The following is a 16,204-nucleotide window of genomic DNA, read 5'->3' as shown; positions in this document are numbered from 1 at the left end:
AAGCAACCATCAAAAGTCCAATGTCAGTTTACAGCATGACCGGATACGCCAGCGCCCAGTACGGCGCGTCTGCCGAGGGTGCTGAGGCGCCTGCGGGCAACCGGCGACTCGGTCTCGAGATCCGTTCGGTCAACAGCCGCTTCCTCGACCTGTCGTTCCGTCTGCCCGACGAATTGCGCATGCACGAGCCCGCGCTGCGCACCCTGCTCACCGCCCGCCTCAAGCGCGGCAAGGTCGAAGTGCGCGCCGCGATCGAATCCGACGACAGCGGCTCCGTGCCCCAGCCTTCGCCCCATCTGCTGCAGCGCCTGGTTTCGGCGCAGGACACCATTCAGGCCTGGCTGCCCGACGCCCGGCCCTTGAGCGTCTCCGACGCGCTGCGCCTGTGCGGCGCGGGCGACGGCGACCGCGGCCAGGACTGGAGCAGCGTGCTGCCCGCGCTGGCCACCGAGGCCCTCGAATCGCTGGTGCAGGCGCGTGCCCGTGAAGGCAAGCGCCTGGCCGACATGCTGCACGACCGGCTGCAGCAGCTGCGCACGCTGGCGCGCACCGCGACGCCGCTGATTCCGCAGCTCGTCGAGCAGCAACGCCTGCGCTTTGTCGAGCGCTGGAAAGAAGCCATGGCGCTGGCCGAAGGTTCGGTCGCGCCCGAGGCCGCGCAGGACCGCGCGCTGACCGAAGCCACGGCGTTTGCGATCCGCATCGACGTCGCCGAGGAAGTCACGCGCATGGACTCGCACCTCGATGAAATCGAGCGCCTGCTCAAGAAGGGCGGCGAAATCGGCAAGCGCCTGGATTTCCTGATCCAGGAGCTGCACCGCGAAGCCAACACGCTGGGCTCGAAGTCCGCCGCGCTGGAGCTCACACGCATCAGCGTCGACATGAAGGTCCTGATCGAGCAGATGCGCGAGCAGGTGCAAAACATCGAATAAACCACCATTCCACAGGGCGCGCAAGCGCCCTTTTTGCAAGACGCCGCCAACCCGGCGCACCGATTCGCATATGCAACATCCCGGAAATCTCTTTGTCGTCGCCGCCCCCAGTGGGGCCGGCAAGTCCAGCCTGGTCAAGGCCTTGCGCGAGCTCGATGCCCATGTCTCGCCCTCGGTCTCGCACACCACGCGCGCGCCGCGCGGCCAGGAAAAGCACGGCCGCGAATACTTCTTCGCGTCCGAGCAGGAATTCGACGCCATGGTCGCCAACAATGCGTTCCTCGAATGGGCGAATGTCCATGGCAAGCGCTATGGAACGTCCAAGCGCGCGCTCGCCGATCGCCTGGCGGGCGGTGCCGACGTGCTGCTCGAAATCGACTACCAGGGTGCGCTGCAGGTCAAGCAGGCCTTCCCCGAGGCGGTGCTGATCTTCATCCTGCCGCCGAGCTGGGAAGAGCTGCGCGCACGCCTGGAAAACCGCGGCGAGGACGCCCCGGAAGTCATCGAATTGCGCCTCAAGAACGCTTCCGAGGAAATGGCTCAGGTGCAAAAGTTCGACTTCGTTATAATCAACGAGTTGTTCGAGACTGCGCTTTTTGATCTGAAAGCGATCATTCACGCCCAGCGACTCAAGTATGCGGCCCAGCGAAGTGCGCGTGCCGATACCTTCGAGTCGCTCAATATCACCTGAATTTCCCCTGGAGTATCCTGATGGCACGCATCACCGTTGAAGATTGCCTGGAGCAAATCCCCAACCGCTTCCAACTGGTTCTGGCCGCCACCTACCGTGCGCGCATGCTGAGCCAAGGCCACACGGCCAAGATTGAAAGCAAGAACAAGCCCGCCGTCACCGCGCTGCGCGAAATCGCCGCCGGCAAGGTTGGCCTGGAGATGCTCAAGAAGGTTCCGGGCTGACCGGACGCTGCCGTAACGGCAAGCCGTCATGGCGAGCCCAAATGGCAACAGAGGCACCGCTTTGCGGTGCTTTTTTTTATGCAATAAGAAACCCATCAGAGAGCGCGCTACATTAAAGGTATGAAAGCGGTCCAGCCCCAGCCATCTGTCCAAGACGCCAACCTCCCTGTCAATGCCCCGGCACCAGAGAGCCAGGCGAGTGCGGCCGCCGTTTCCACGGAGGTCGCTTCCAGGTCCGCCGCCTCGGCCACGGCCGTTTCCCGGGCCGCGTTTGCCGCGCTGCTCGACAACCTGGGCTATCTGGACGCCGCGAGCATCGAGCAGGTGCGCCAGGCCTATCTGTTCGCCGACCAGGCCCACAGCGGCCAGTGGCGCAGCAGCGGTGACCCCTACATCACCCATCCGATTGCCGTGACCGCGCTGTGCGCGTCCTGGAAGCTCGACGCGCCCGCACTGATGGCCGCGCTGATGCACGACGCGATGGAAGACTGCGGCGTCACCAAGGGCGACCTGGCCGTGCGCTTCGGCACGCCCGTGGCCGAACTGGTCGACGGCCTGACCAAGCTCGACAAGCTGCAGTTCAATACCCGCGAAGAGAACCAGGCTGAATCGTTTCGCAAGATGCTGCTGGCCATGGCGCGCGATGTGCGCGTCATTCTCATCAAGCTCGCCGACCGCACGCACAACATGCGCACGCTGTCCGACATGCCGCGCAGCAAATGGGGCCGCATCGCGTCCGAGACGCTCGAAATCTATGCGCCCATCGCCCACCGCCTGGGTCTGAACCAGACCTACCGTGAGCTGCAGGACCTGTCGTTCCGCCACCTGCACCCCTGGCGCTATTCGACGTTGTCGAAAGCCATCGCCAAGTCGCGCACCCGCCGCCGCGACCTGGTGCAGCGCGTGCAGACCGAAGTCGATGCACAGTTCGCGCGCCAGGGCCTGCAGGCGCGGCTCGCGGGCCGTGAAAGCACGCTGTACTCGCTGTACCTGCGCATGGAGAAGAACCACCAGAGCTTTGCCAAGGTCACCGACATCTACGGCTTTCGCGTGATCGTGCCTTCGGTCACCGAATGCTATACGGCGCTGGGCGTGCTGCACCAGATGTACAAGCCCGTGCCCGGCAAGTTCAAGGACCACATCGCGATTCCGAAGAACAACGGCTACCAGTCGCTGCACACCACGCTGGTCGGCCCTTCGGGCGTGAGCATAGAGTTCCAGATGCGCACCGAAGAAATGCACATCGTCGCCGAAGCCGGCGTTGCCGCGCATTGGCTCTACCAGGCGCAGCAGCGCCCCGGCGAAACCGAGCAGATGAGCACCCAGTGGCTGCAGTCGCTGCTCGACATCCAGAACGAAACGCGCGATGCGACCGAGTTCTGGGACCACGTCAAGGTCGACCTGTTCCCCGACGCAGTCTATGTGTTCACGCCCAAGAGCGAAATCATGGCCATGCCGCGCGGCGCCACCGTGGTCGATTTCGCCTATGCGATCCACAGCAAGATCGGCAACCATGCGACGGCCGCGCGCATCAACAACGAAGACGTGCCGCTGCGCACCGAACTCAAGAGCGGCGACGTGATCGAAATCATCACCGCCGAGAACGCGCGCCCCAACCCGGCCTGGCTGGGCTTCGTGAAAACGGCGCGCGCGCGCTCCAAGATCCGCCACCACCTCAAGACTTCGTCGCAAAACGAATCCGCCAGTCTTGGCGAAAAACTGCTGTCGCAGGCCTTGCGCGCCGAAGGCATAGAGCACCTGCCACCGCAAGACGAAGCCAACGAGGCGCTCTGGGACCAGCTGCTGCAGGACACCGGCAACCGCAGCCGCAGCGAACTGCTGACCGACATAGGTATGGGCCGGCGCATCGCCAGCCTGGTCGCGGCGCGCATCATGGTGCTGCTCGGCGACCATGGTCACCGCCCGAACGCCGTGCTGCTGAGCCAGGAGCGCTACAGCGCCAAGGACAAGATTTCGCAAGGCACGGTGACGCTCGACGGCAGCACCAATGCGTCCATCCGTTTCGCGCACTGCTGTCGCCCCGTTCCCGGCGACCCGGTTCTGGGCTACCTGGGCCGCGGCGAGGGCCTGATGGTCCACCATGCACGCTGCGCCATCGTCAAGCGGCTCTACGAGAAAGACCCGGACCGCTTCATCTCCGTCGAATGGGCCGAAGGGCTGACCCAGGTGTTCGAAAGCGGCATCCTGGTCACGGTGCGCAACGGCAAGGGCGTGCTGGCGCGCGTGGCATCCGAGCTGACCGACGCCGAAGTCGACATCCAGCACCTGGAAATGGTCGACGAAGCCCCCATGGGCACGACCGACCTGCGCTTCGTGGTCACGGTCAAGAACCAGCAGCAGGTCGAAGCCGCGCTGCGCAACCTGCGCCGCGCGCCCGTGGTGATCAAGGCGATGCGCATCATGCCGTCGGTCGATTGAGAACCCCAAGCCCTGCCGCCCGCGACCGGGCAGCGGTGGCATGAGACCGGTTTGTTGAATACCGGCGCTTGGACGAACGCGCCTAGCGAGGCTCGGCCCGAACGGATTTTTTCGCCACGCCCTCCCCCCGTTCGTCCTGGGCGAGGTAAGCGAGGCTAAGCCTCACAATGCGTTAAAAAGAAACAGCGGGCTTCAAAATCCTCGTTCGCCCTGAGCCTGTCGAAGGGTGAACGGCCTGCGCTCAAGTCATGAGAACGGGCCGTTCATGGTTCGACAGGCTCACCACGAACGGGTCACTGTTTAGCCACCGTTTGCCAAAATCGACCACCCTCTAAGTCATTGATTTATTTGGCAAAAAAAGCTGTTTCTTGAGAGCTTGTCGAAGGATGAACGGCCTGCGCTCAAGTCACGAGGACGGGGCGTTCATGGTGCGACGCGCCCGGCCAGGGAGGCTCACCACGAACGGTTCACAGTTGTGCCGCCGTTTGCAGCGCGCTGCACCCCCAGGTCTTGCGCACCCCTCAGGCACCGGGCTCGGGATAGCGCACCTCCAGCACCTCCAGCAGCCGCACGCCGCCCGGCGTCTGCAGCGCGACTTCATCGCCCACGCGCGCCTTGAGCAGCGCGCGCGCGACCGGCGAGATCCAGCTGACTTCGCCCTGCGCGCTGTTGGCTTCATCGATCCCCATGATCTTCACAGTGCGCTCCACGCCGTCGTCCTCGACATAGGTCACGGTCGCGCCAAAGAACACCTGTTCGCTGCCCGCGTGCACCGTGGGATCGACCACTTCGGCGATTTCCAGGCGCTTGGTCAGAAAGCGTATGCGCCGGTCGATCTCGCGCAGACGCTTCTTGCCGTAGAGATAGTCGCCGTTTTCCGAACGATCGCCATTGCTCGCCGCCCAATGAACGATATCGACGATCTGCGGACGCTCGGTGTCGATCAGCGCGAACAACTCGTCGCGCAGGCGCTGGTAGCCCTGGGGCGTGATGTAGTTCTTGCTGCCGGCAGGAATGGGCGCCAGCGCGCCCAGTTCGTCGTCGTCATCCCCGGCATCCGATTCTTTGGTGAAGGCTTTGCTCATGCGCCGATCTTTGCATCAAACGCGCTGCGGCAAAAGTCTCGGGCTTTTGCACCACATGCGCGCAACGGTGTGCGGACTGGAAAACCCATTTGGAAATGAATATGGTTAAAAACCATCAAAACCCATTTACCAAAAACCACGACTATTTTTTGCTCCAAAACACTGGTCCAACAAGCAGCATTGGCCTGCCTGCGCTTCGTCGCCGGCCTGGCAAGCGGCCAGTCCGTCGATCTGCTGGAAAAAGCAGAGTTCAGCCTGGGCACAATGTATGAAAACAGCCAGGGCGATGCCGTGGTGCAGCAGATCCTGAGCAAGAAATACATGGCCGATCAGCGCACACGCCGCGCAAAACAGGCCAAGGCCATGCGGGCGAGCATCTTGCGGGCGAGTTGGCTGGCTTGTCCGCCATGGCAGATATTGACTCGTGCGGCAGACACCGACGTCTCGCGCCGACCCAAAACGAAAAAGCCTCAGAGTATTTCTACTCTGAGGCTTCACGTTTGGTGCGGCTGGCAGGAATCGAACCCACGACCCCTTGGTTCGTAGCCAAGTACTCTATCCAGCTGAGCTACAGCCGCTAAGCTTTCGATTATAGACCCAAAAACCCTCTTACAGAAAAAACCCTGAAATTCTTTGCCCACATTGCATGGGCGCGGTCGGCGGCAAGGGCTTTGGATCTTTGCCTACGCTAGTAAATAGCAAAAATCACAAGAATTGTCATATTTTATAGGATGAAACTATGACAAAGCGTTTGTTTGCCGACCTGCTTCTGGTCACCCTGCTGATGGCTGCGGCATTGTTCGTTGCCCGCGGCATTCTTCAGTCTTCGGCTCCCGCCTTCTTCGGCGCCTGGATGCTGGCGCTAGGCGCCATGGCGGTCTGGCTGAAGTCAAGATCCGTGCGGGACGAGCCGGAATCGGTCAGCGACGACAGCGCGCGGCCCCGGACTGCACATTTCAAATAAAGCCCCTCGCCCGGCGTATTGCATCCCGCTAGAGCACGACGCCAGCACCTGGGCACAAGCGTTTATTCCTACAGATAAATAATAGTTAAATTATTTAACTATATTTAAATTAATAGCATTAGACCATGATGAAACAGATGTGCGCCGATTTCGTTCTGGCCGCCGCGTCCATGGGGGCCGCCCTGTGCATCATCTGCGGAGTCGTCACGCCGTCCATTGCATTCATCCTCGGCGCCTGGGCGCTGTTGTTCGGCGGCCTGATGAGCTGGCATGCGCTGCGCCGCGAGCGGCGCCAGCCCCGTGCAGCCATGCGGCCTGGCGGCAAATTCCGGTGTATCGAGGGCGGTGGGAAGCGCTGAATCGCGGGCATTTCGCAAACACCAACGAAAAAGCCCCAGAACATTGCTGTTCTGGGGCTTGTCGTCTGGTGCGGCTGGCAGGAATCGAACCCACGACCCCTTGGTTCGTAGCCAAGTACTCTATCCAGCTGAGCTACAGCCGCGTTTGGCAGAAGAAGGTTTGCACCGCTCTACTGCGCCAAGAATGCAAGTATACCCCAGATTTTTCGCTTCAAACAAAACTCCCGGCATTTCATGCCAAGGCCAGCCACAATCCGCCAGCAAGCGCGAGCCAGATGAGCACGACGGCGACCGCGCCCGCGCGGCTGCGGGGCTTGGCGGCCTTGGCCGCGAGCCAGGCTTCGGCCTGGGCGCGGCAGTCGGCCAGCACCTGCGCCGGCAGCAGCTTGATCGCCAAATAGATCAGCGCGGGCAGCAGCAGCACATCGTCCAGATAGCCCAGCACCGGAATGAAGTCGGGAATGAGGTCTATGGGGCTGAGCGCATAGGCCACCACCACGATGCCCAGCACCTTGGCATGCCAGGGCGTTGCGGGGTGCTTGCGCGCGAACCAGAGGGTCAGGCCGTCGCGCTTGATGGTGCGCGCCCACTGGCGCAGCGTCTCGGTGGGTTTCATGGGGTCTATTCTGCGCAGGGACGGTCCGCAAAACCGCGGCGGATGTCGAAGACGAATGGCGCGTCAGGCAGCGCCGTGAACGTCTGCAACAGGTGGCGATAGGTATCTGCGGGCTGAAGATGCGCAAAGCGTTGCGGGTAGAGGATTTTCGCCAGGTACTCCAGCGCGACGATGTTGAACGCGCTGTCGTAAAACTGGTGGTAGACGGCATGCACGCAGCTGGCCGGCCCCTGCCCCAGCAAGCGGAAACCGGGCCGCCCCATCAGACGCGCAAGCGCGGCCTGCGCGTCATCGCGCGAAGCGCCGTAACCGAAGCCTATGGTCTGCGCACCACGCTTGACCTGCGAAGTGCCGGTCATCAGATAGACATCGGGCTGCAGGCGTATCAGGGTCTCGAGCGCGATGTCGCCGGTGATGCCCGGCAACAGCTGCGACGCGAGATTGATGCCGCCCACGGCCTCGATCAGCAGACCCCAGGCGGTCTTGCCCTGGGAGTAGCAGCACTGCTCCAGCCCCATGCGCCCTGCCCGGCTTTCGACGAACACGCGCGGGCGCTCGCCCACCTGGGCCACCACGGCCTGAATGGCCGCGAGCCGCTGGCGGTAGAACTGCAGATAGGCCTCGGCGCGCGCCTGCCGATCCAGCACCTGGCCCAACAGCGCGACCGTCCTGGGCAAGTTGACCACGGGATTGCGCGAAATGTCGAGGTACAGCACGGGAATGCCCAGCTGCGCGAGCAGCGGTCCCGCGCGCCCGCCTTCGACGGCGGGCCGGGTCTCTATGTCGAGCAGCACCAGGTCGGGCCGCAGGCGCACCAGCGCTTCCAGATCGACATGGCCCGAGTTGTCGAAGTCGAGCGTGGGCACGCTGCGCGCCTGCGGCCAGCGCTGCTGCAGCAGGCGCCAGATGCTGGGATCGGAATGGCCCAGCGTATTGTTCCAGCCGATCACGCGCGCGAACGGATCTTCGCGTTCGAGCAGCGCAAGCGCCGTGAGCGTATTGCCGTTCTGCACGAAGATGCGCTGCGGCGGCTGGGGCACGATCACGGCGCGGCCCGCGATGTCGAGCACGCGCAGCGGATATTCTGCGGCGCCCGCGGCCAGCGCCAGGCCCAGGGCGCTGGCAAGCAGCCACCAGCGCGCAATCTGTTGCAGCCGCTTCATGGCGCCCCCACGGGCGCGGCGCCGTCGACCATGATCTGCAGCCAGCCGGCCGAGCAGGTTTCGGTGCGCGCCTGCACGCCGTAGACCGCCGACAGCATTGCCGGCGTCAGCGTCTGCACGGGCGTGCCGCTCGCATGCAGCCGGCCCTGCTGCAGCACCACGATGTCGTCGGCCCAGCGCGCCGCGAGATTGAGGTCGTGCAGCACCGCGATCACGATGCGCCCCTGCAGCGCCAGCGCGCGCGCGGTAGACATCACCAGCGCCTGGTGGCGCAAGTCAAGCGCGCTGGTCGGCTCGTCGAGCAGCAGCACACCGGGCTCGCGCACCACCGATTGCGCCAGGCTCACCAGCTGCCGCTGCCCGCCCGACAACGCGTCGAGCGGGCGCAGCGCCAGCGCGCCAATGCCCAGGCGTTCGAGCAGCGCATGCGCGCGCTCCAGCGCGGGCGCGGTCTGCGCGCCCGCGCTGGAGCGCTGCGTGCGCAAGGCCGCGAGCAGGCTTTCGAGCACGGTCAGCTCCACGCCTTCGGCGGCGAACTGCGGCATGTAGCCCACATGGCGCGCGCGCTCGGCAGGCCGCATGCGGTGCAGCGCCTGATCGCCCAGCTGCAGCGCGCCGCTGGCCGGCACCAGGCCGGCCAGGGCCTTGAGCAGCGTCGTCTTGCCCGCGCCGTTGGGCCCGACCAGCGCAGTCACGCGCGCGCGCCGCAGCGCCGGCAGATCCAGATCGGTGATCACGGGCCGGCCGCGGTAATGCACGCTCAGCCCCGTCACCTGCAGATCGCTGGCCGCGCTCATGGCTTGGGCCCTCCCTTGAAGATCAGCCAGACGAACAGCGGCACGCCGACCAGCGCCGTGACTATGCCCACGGGCAGCAAGGTGCCGGGCACCAGCGTCTTGCTCGCGATCGACGCCAGCGACATCACCAGGGCGCCGATCAGCGCGCTGCCGGGCAGGAAGAAGCGGTGGTCTTCGCCGACCAGCATGCGCGCGATATGCGGGCCCACCAGGCCGACGAAACCGATGGTGCCGGTGAAGGCCACGGCAGTCGCCGCGAGCAGGCTCACACGCAGCAGCGACATCAGGCGCAGCCGGCCCAGATCGACGCCGAAGCTGATCGCGCGCTCCTCGCCCAGGCGCAGCACGTTGAGCTGCCAGGCCGCGCGCAGCGAGAACGGCAGCACGCAGGCGATGACCACGGCCAGCACCTGCAGCTTGGGCCAGCTCGCGCGCGCCAGGCTGCCCATGCTCCAGAACACCAGCTGCTGCAGCGCTTCGGGCGAAGCCACGTATTGCAGCAGCGCCACCAGCGCGTTGAAAGTGAACACCATGGCGATGCCGAACAGCACCAGCACCTGGCGGCCCGCGGGCCGCGCGCGCGCCACGGCCTGCAGCAGCAGCACCGAGGCAAACGCGAACACGAAGGTATTGGCCGACACCAGCCAGTCGCCCGGAATGCCGGGAATGCCCACGCCCAGCACAAAGGCCAGCGCCGCGCCCAGCGAGGCCGCCGACGACACGCCCAGCGTGAACGGGCTGGCCAGCGGATTGTTCAGAATGGTCTGCATTTCGGCGCCGGCCAGCGACAGCGCCGCGCCGATCAGCACCGCCATCAGCGCGTAAGGCAGGCGCAGGTCGCGCACGATGATCGCGGTCTCCACCGAAACGGTGTCGGGCGCGAAGACCGCCGCCAGCAGTTCGCGCAGACCGAACGCGGACGAGCCCACGGACAGGTCCACCGCGATGCTCAGCAGCAGGCACAGCGCCGCAATCACCAGAATCAGAATGCGCCGGCGCACCAGGCGCGCATAGCCCTGGGCCATGGCCTGCGCCGAGCCCGGCGCCGCAAGAACAGCCGCCGACATCAGAAGCGCGCTTGCAGGCTCAGCGTCACGGCACGCGGATCACCGTAGTAGTTCTGCCGCGTGAGATAGCTCACGGTCTGGTAGTAGTTGCGGTCCAGCACATTGCTCACGCTGAGGCTGGCGCTGAGGTTCCTGTTGAAGCGGTAGCCCAGGCGCAGGTCCAGCACCGCATGGCCGGGCGCGTCCAGCCGCTGGCCGGCGTCGATGGCGTAGACATTGGACGAGGCGCGCAGCCCGCCGCCGATGTCGAAGCCGCGCAAGGCTTCGCTTTGCAACGTGTACTTGGTCCACAGCCGCAGCGAATGCCGCGGCGAACGCGTCTGGAACGTGGTGCCGGCCAGCGCCGGATCGCGTTCGTAGCGCGAAGTCAGATAGGTGTAGCCCGCGATCACCTGCCAGGCGGGCGTGATCGCGCCGCTGACTTCGGCTTCGAAGCCGCTGCTTTGGACTTCACCCGAAGCGACGAAATAGTTGTCGTCGGCGGCATCGGCCAGCGCGCGATTCCTGTCGTTGATGCGGAACAGCGCCACGCGTGCGTTGAGACGGCCGTCTGGCGTATTGCCCTTGAGGCCCAGCTCGTACTGCCGGCCGCTGCGCGCGGGCAAGGCCTCGCGCTCTATCGTCAGGCCAGATTGCGGCACGAAGATGGCCGCGGTCGAGGCATAGGCCGAAAGCTGGGGCGACAGGTCGACGACCAGGCCCGCATAGGGCGTGAACTTGCGATCGATGCGCGACGACGCGGTGATCTCGTGGCTCACGCGGTCGGATGTCTGGCTGTCCCACCAGCTCATGCGCCCGCCCAGCACCAGCGTGCCCCATTGGACGGGCTTGATGCGCGTCTGGCCGTAGATGCTGTGCTGCTGGGTGCGCACGCGGTCGAACAGATTGAAATCGAAGTCGGGCTCGGGCAGATCGTGCTGCGGCGTGAACACGTTCTGTGCGATGCGGCCTGCGCGCGCGCGCGTGCCTTCGGTCGTCGCCTTGCGGTAGTCGGTGCCCAGCAGCAGCGACTGGTCCAGCCCCGCGACCTTGAACGGCACATTCAGCGACGCATCGAAGTTGAAGTTGGTCTCGGCATCGAGCCGGTGCTGCGGCAGCAGCCGGGTATTGCCGTTCGCCGGGTTCACGCCGCCATCGGCAAACGCCAGCTTGCTGTCGCGCGTGCGGTCCAGGTAATTGCTGCTCACATTGAGCAGCGCGCCGTTGTCGAAGTAATGCTCGAGGCTGGCGAACACATCCTTGGAACGCGTGTCGTTGTGCGCCCAGTCGGGGCCTATGAAGGTAGAGCGCGGCACCGGCAGCAGACGGCCGTCGGTGTACGTAGGCAGGCCGCGCGAATCGCGGCTTTCGCCGGTCTGGTGGGTCGCGCCCAGCGTCAGCGTGGTGCGCGGCGACAGATCGAAGTCCAGCGTGCCGAACGCCAGGCTGCGCCGGGAGTTCACCAGATCCACATACGAGTCGCCCTGCTCGCCCAGCGCCACCACGCGCCCGCGTATCGCACCGGACTCGACCAGTGCCCCGCCGACGTCGACTTCGGCGCGCTGGCGATTCCACTCGCCCAGCGTCACTTCGGCCTTGCCCGCGAAGGCCGCCGGCGCGCGCTTGCGCACCAGGTTCACCGTGCCGCTGGGCTCGCCCGCGCCCTGGAGCACGCCGGCCGGGCCGCGCAGGATTTCCACGCGGTCGTAGATGGCGGTGTCGAAGGTCATGACTTCGACGTTGGTCGAGACCGACACGCCGTCGACCTTGAGGCTGTCGAGCTTGAAGCCGCGGTAGTAGACCTCGGAGCGTTCCAGCGAGTCGTCGTTCTTGATGATGGTCGCGCCATTGGTCGTTTCCAGCACCTGCAGCAGCGAGTTGAGGTTCTGGTCGTCCATCTGCTGGCGCGTGACCACCGACACCGCCTGCGGAATTTCGCGCAGCTTCAACTCGGCCCGGCCTATGGTCACGGAGCGCGCCGCGTAGGCGCCGCTGTCTTCGGTGGTCGCGCCTTCATAGGCGGCGGCGCGCACCACCACCGGAGCCAAGGCGGCCGTCGGCACTTCCGGCGGCGTGATCCTGGCCGCGGGCCGCACGCTGATCGCACCGCTGCCCGTCATGGCCAGTTCCAGGCCGCTGCCGGCCAGCACCTGGCGCAAGGCCTCGCCCACGGTGAAGCGGCCTTGAACGGCGGGCGCGCGCTTGCCGTCGACCAGCGCCGGATCGACCGAGGCCACGAGGCCGGCCTGCACGGCGATCGCATTGAGCGTGCCGGCCAGCGGGCCGCTGGCGATCTGGAAGTTCAGCCGCGCGCCCTGGTTCTGGCCTGCGGCGGCAGGCGCGGTCTGCGCCATGGCGGGCGCGGCCATGGCGGCGGCGAGGGTCGTGAGAGCGGTGGCGAGAAGCGCGGGACGGAAAGCCTGGCGGCAGAACATAAGGGGAAATCTCCTGTGCAACACATGTGCATCTGGGAGGTATGTGTATCGACGCGCGAAAACCGGACAGCGAAAGCGAAATTATTTTGTGCGCGCATCGATGCGCGTGAGCCAGGGGCCGTAGCGGCCGACCGTGATCGGCAGGGTTTCGCTCAGCACCAGCAGCGCTCTATCGACGTCACCGAGCGGAAAAACGCCCTGCACCAGAATGTCGGCGGCGGCGTCGGACACGCGCAGCAGATCGCGGCGATAGCGCTGCAGTTCGCCCAGCACATACGACAGCGGGCGGCGGTTGACCACCAGCAGGCCTTGCAGCCAGTCGGCGCCGTCGACCTGGTTGTCGGCCAGGCGCTGTATGCCGGTCGCGGAAATGCGCACGCCTTGCTGCGCGCGCAGCACTTCGCCTTGGCCTTGGGCCGCCAGCACTTCGACCTTGTGCGCCAGCGCCGTCACGCGCGTGGCCTGCGGCTCCTTGCGCACCATGACGCGTGCGCCCAGCACACGCGTCACCGATTCTGCGCTGAGCACACTCACGGGGTGGGCCGCATGATCGGCAACCTGCAGCACGATATCGCCTTCGCGCAGCCGCAGCTGCGGCGCACCGGCGACGAAAGATGCGTCGACGCGCGTTCTGGCGTTGAGCGTCAATTCGCTGCCGTCGGCCAGCGAGAAGCTGCGGCGCTCGCCCGTGCCGGTGCTGAAATCGGCGATCAGCGCGCCCAGCGGCTGCACGCGGTCGGCGAGCAGCAGGCCCGCGCCGACGGGCGCGGCGAGCGCCACCGCGCGCAGCAGCGTGCGCCGCGTGGGCCGCAGCAGCACCTCACGCGCTTCGCGCGCCTGGCCGGGCAGACGGCTGTCGAGCGCGCGCACGGTGTCCAGCGGCTGGCCCAGGCGCTGCTGCAGCGCGCGCCAGGCTTCGGCATGGCGTGCATCGCTCGCATGCCACTGCGCGAAGCGCTGCTGCACATCGGCGCCCGCACGCCCCGCGTCCAGGCGCACCATCCAGTCAATGGCTTCTTCGGTCGCCGGATCCAGCGATGGCATGGCGCTCTTCACCCCGCCGTGGCCAGCATGCAGTGGCGCAAGGCCTGCGTGAGATAGCGCGCCACGGTGCGCACCGACACGCCGAGTTCGGCGGCGATCTGCTCCTGCGACATGCCGTCGAGCTGGCTGTAGAGAAAGGCGCGGCGCACCGGCAAGGGCAGGCCGTGCAGCGCGCGGTCGATCTGCACGATGGCCTCGACGAGCAAGGCGCGCTCTTCTGCCGACGGCGCGAAAGCCATGGGCAGCAGCGCCATGCGTTCGAGGTAGTCGCGCTCCAGCGTCTGGCGGCGGTGGAAGTGGAACAGCACCCGCTTGGCGACCGTGGTCAGGAACGCCTTGGGCTCGTGGAACAGCCGCGGGTCGAGATCGGAGTCGACGACCTGCAAAAACGTTTCGGAAGTGACGTCCTGCGCATCGCTGCGATTGCGAATCTTGCGGCTCAGCATGCCCAGCAACCAGCTGTGGTGCGAGGAATACAGGACCTGCAGGGCTTGACGTCGAACGTTGTCGATCACAGTCGCTTCACCACTCAAATGAAAATGATTCTTATTGTAGCCAGCGCCGGCAAACCCGAGCCGCCGCGTATCCCCATGGGACACAGGCATACATGGCCGACCAATCCGCAACTATCGATATGCAGAAATAGCGCTTCTTCATAACTTTGCGCAAACCTAGACTGCAGCTTCCAAATTCAGGGAGCCGGTCGGCATGCGTCGATCCTTTGCCCTGCCAATCAAGACGATTCATGCAACACAAACTCGATTCCAGGGCGCGGGTGAGCGCCTTGCTCGCCAAGGTCAAGACGCGCGCCAAGACCGCGCTTTCGGTTCTGATGGCTACCGCGGCCCTGGCCCTGGCCCTGGCCCTGAGCGCGGCGCCGGTGCAGGCGCAGGACGGCGACATCCTGCGCTACGCGCTCAGCGCCAACCCCAAAGGCACGTTGCACCCCACGCTGTATTTCACGGACTATGACCGCGCGGTGATCTTCGCGGTCTACGGCCGGCTGATCACGCTGGACGAGAAGCAGAATCCCAAGCCGTCGCTGGCCGATTCCTGGTCATATTCGAAAGACGGCCGCACGCTGACGCTGAACCTGCGCAAGGGCGTGAAATGGCATGACGGCCAGCCCTTCACCGCGCAGGACGTGGCCTTCACGTACGGCACGCAGGCCCACCCCGACTTCACGCGCGACAAGCCGCCGTTCGTGCAGCTGCTGCAAGGCTACGAAGAGTTCAGCAGCGGCAAGGCCAAGACGCTCAGCGGCATCAAGGTGGTGAACGACAACACCGTGGCATTCAGCTTCAAGGAGCCCTATGCGGCCGCGTTCTCGCACTTTGCCGACCGGCCGGTGCTGGCCAGGCATATCTGGGAAAAGATCCCGGTCAAAAGCTGGAACCAGGCGACGCAGCAGCTGCTGAACCCCGTGGGCACCGGGCCCTACAAATTCGTCGAATTCCGTTCGGACCAGTACGTCAAGCTCGAACGCAATGACGAGTACTTCGGCGGCCAGCCGAAAATCAAGACACTGATCTTCAAGATATCGAATTCGCAGACCATTCAGAACGAACTGATCAACGGCGAACTCGACATCGCCGAAGTCACCAACTGGAACGACCGCGATCTGCAGATCTACAAGCGGGCGAACATCCGCGTCGTCGAGGAAGCGGGTACCAACGGCCAGTACCTGACGCTCGATACGCGCAACCCCAAGCTCAACGACAAGCGCGTGCGCCAGGCCATCGTGCATGCGATCAATCGCAAGGCCTTGGTCGACCGCCTGCTGTTCGGCCATGGCGTGCTGTTCAACACCAACGCCCACCCGGACAGCCCGTTCTATCCCGCCGACCTGAACCCCTACGCCTATGACGTGAACAAGTCCAAGGAGCTGCTTGCGGCCGCGGGCTGGAAAGACAGCGATGGCGACGGCGTGCTCGATCGCAACGGCGAGAAGTTCACGTTCAAGCTGAACGTGCCCACGGGCAACCGCACGCGGGAATTGTCGGCGCCCATCATCCAGCAGAACCTGAAGGCCGTGGGCATACAGGTCGAACTCGCGCCCGCCGACTTCAACGCGGTGCTGAGCATCCTGCAGGACCCCAAGCAGCAGTACGACGGCGTGCTCATGGGCGGCCTGTTCCGCCCGGGACAGTACGACAACAACTTCTGGTGGGAGCGCTTCAGCACGCCCCAGCTCACGGCCTACGCCGACACCTTCAATTCCAGCATCGACCAGGCGGTGCTGCGCCAGAACGTAGGCGCCTGGCTCAAGGGTATCAACGACGAAGCCATACGCGTGTGGCTGTATGTGCGCAACGGCGGCTACGCGGTCGGCCCGCGCGTCACGAACTACAAGGCCCACCCCTACGAGCCGCTTAACGACATCGTCAACTGGACGGTGAAGAAATGAGG

The 16,204-nt window shown here is 65.1% G+C and carries 16 protein-coding genes and 2 tRNA genes; 7 read left to right on the top strand and 11 right to left on the bottom strand.

Going from position 1 to position 16,204, the window contains the following annotated elements; translation table 11 throughout:
- The first annotated feature begins 35 nt into the window (after positions 1-35).
- The 4 genes from KHY18_RS00935 (at position 36) to KHY18_RS00920 (ending at position 4,286) form a co-directional block, all read left to right on the top strand.
- Entirely contained in the window at positions 36-932 is an 897-nt protein-coding gene (locus KHY18_RS00935; RefSeq protein ID WP_283771265.1) for a YicC/YloC family endoribonuclease, read from the top strand.
- 70 nt (positions 933-1,002) lie between these two features.
- Positions 1,003-1,623, top strand: a complete 621-nt coding sequence (gene gmk / locus KHY18_RS00930) for a guanylate kinase (RefSeq protein WP_213293329.1) — start codon at positions 1,003-1,005, stop codon at positions 1,621-1,623.
- A gap of 20 nt (positions 1,624-1,643) precedes the next feature.
- A complete protein-coding gene (gene rpoZ, locus KHY18_RS00925; protein WP_159911168.1) occupies positions 1,644-1,847 on the top strand; it encodes a DNA-directed RNA polymerase subunit omega in 204 nt (67 codons plus the stop codon).
- Positions 1,848-1,967: 120 nt separating this feature from the next.
- A complete protein-coding gene (locus KHY18_RS00920; RefSeq protein ID WP_213293328.1) occupies positions 1,968-4,286 on the top strand; it encodes a RelA/SpoT family protein in 2,319 nt (772 codons plus the stop codon).
- Between the two features lie 521 nt (positions 4,287-4,807).
- Here KHY18_RS00920 and greB read toward each other — a convergent pair.
- The 3 genes from greB to KHY18_RS00905 form a co-directional block, all read right to left on the bottom strand.
- The gene (greB, locus tag KHY18_RS00915; protein ID WP_213293327.1) at positions 4,808-5,371 is read right to left on the bottom strand and encodes a transcription elongation factor GreB; all 564 of its coding nucleotides are present in this window, start codon (positions 5,369-5,371) and stop codon (positions 4,808-4,810) included.
- Complete coding sequence (locus KHY18_RS00910) at positions 5,368-5,694, bottom strand: hypothetical protein (protein ID WP_213293326.1); 327 nt, start codon at positions 5,692-5,694, stop codon at positions 5,368-5,370. Before KHY18_RS00910 ends, greB begins: the two co-directional genes overlap by 4 nt.
- A 178-nt stretch (positions 5,695-5,872) precedes the next feature.
- Positions 5,873-5,949 (bottom strand) — tRNA-Arg (locus KHY18_RS00905).
- Between the two features lie 161 nt (positions 5,950-6,110).
- On the opposite strand from KHY18_RS00905, the gene KHY18_RS00900 reads away from it, so the two are divergent.
- The gene (locus KHY18_RS00900) at positions 6,111-6,335 is read left to right on the top strand and encodes a hypothetical protein (protein WP_213293325.1); all 225 of its coding nucleotides are present in this window, start codon (positions 6,111-6,113) and stop codon (positions 6,333-6,335) included.
- Between the two features lie 125 nt (positions 6,336-6,460).
- Positions 6,461-6,694 (top strand): hypothetical protein, encoded by a 234-nt coding sequence (locus KHY18_RS00895; RefSeq protein ID WP_213293324.1) that lies wholly within the window; start codon positions 6,461-6,463, stop codon positions 6,692-6,694.
- Between the two features lie 66 nt (positions 6,695-6,760).
- Here the strand turns inward: KHY18_RS00895 and KHY18_RS00890 are convergent.
- The 8 genes from KHY18_RS00890 to KHY18_RS00855 form a co-directional block, all read right to left on the bottom strand.
- Positions 6,761-6,837: transfer RNA gene (locus KHY18_RS00890), tRNA-Arg, on the bottom strand.
- 89 nt (positions 6,838-6,926) lie between these two features.
- Positions 6,927-7,310 carry a YkvA family protein gene (locus KHY18_RS00885; RefSeq protein WP_213293323.1) on the bottom strand — a complete coding sequence of 128 codons (384 nt, stop codon included), beginning with the start codon at positions 7,308-7,310 and terminating at the stop codon, positions 6,927-6,929.
- Between the two features lie 5 nt (positions 7,311-7,315).
- A complete protein-coding gene (locus KHY18_RS00880; RefSeq protein WP_213293322.1) occupies positions 7,316-8,473 on the bottom strand; it encodes an ABC transporter substrate-binding protein in 1,158 nt (385 codons plus the stop codon).
- Positions 8,470-9,270, bottom strand: a complete 801-nt coding sequence (locus KHY18_RS00875; protein WP_213293321.1) for an ABC transporter ATP-binding protein — start codon at positions 9,268-9,270, stop codon at positions 8,470-8,472. Before KHY18_RS00875 ends, KHY18_RS00880 begins: the two co-directional genes overlap by 4 nt.
- The gene (locus KHY18_RS00870; RefSeq protein ID WP_213293320.1) at positions 9,267-10,337 is read right to left on the bottom strand and encodes a FecCD family ABC transporter permease; all 1,071 of its coding nucleotides are present in this window, start codon (positions 10,335-10,337) and stop codon (positions 9,267-9,269) included. Before KHY18_RS00870 ends, KHY18_RS00875 begins: the two co-directional genes overlap by 4 nt.
- Positions 10,337-12,751, bottom strand: a complete 2,415-nt coding sequence (locus KHY18_RS00865; RefSeq protein WP_213293319.1) for a TonB-dependent siderophore receptor — start codon at positions 12,749-12,751, stop codon at positions 10,337-10,339. Before KHY18_RS00865 ends, KHY18_RS00870 begins: the two co-directional genes overlap by 1 nt.
- Positions 12,752-12,832: 81 nt before the next feature.
- Positions 12,833-13,795, bottom strand: coding sequence for a FecR family protein (locus KHY18_RS00860; protein ID WP_213293318.1), 963 nt, complete (start codon positions 13,793-13,795; stop codon positions 12,833-12,835).
- Between the two features lie 8 nt (positions 13,796-13,803).
- The gene (locus KHY18_RS00855; RefSeq protein ID WP_349630227.1) at positions 13,804-14,310 is read right to left on the bottom strand and encodes a sigma-70 family RNA polymerase sigma factor; all 507 of its coding nucleotides are present in this window, start codon (positions 14,308-14,310) and stop codon (positions 13,804-13,806) included.
- A gap of 230 nt (positions 14,311-14,540) precedes the next feature.
- Between KHY18_RS00855 and KHY18_RS00850 the strand changes: the two genes are divergently transcribed.
- Complete coding sequence (locus KHY18_RS00850; RefSeq protein ID WP_213293316.1) at positions 14,541-16,202, top strand: ABC transporter substrate-binding protein; 1,662 nt, start codon at positions 14,541-14,543, stop codon at positions 16,200-16,202.
- The last annotated feature ends 2 nt before the right edge of the window (positions 16,203-16,204 follow it).

It is taken from the genome of Acidovorax sp. CCYZU-2555 (genome assembly GCF_018413525.1).
In the GTDB taxonomy this organism is placed as follows: Bacteria; Pseudomonadota; Gammaproteobacteria; order Burkholderiales; family Burkholderiaceae_C; genus Comamonas.
This window is presented reverse-complemented; position numbering and strand designations above follow the sequence as displayed.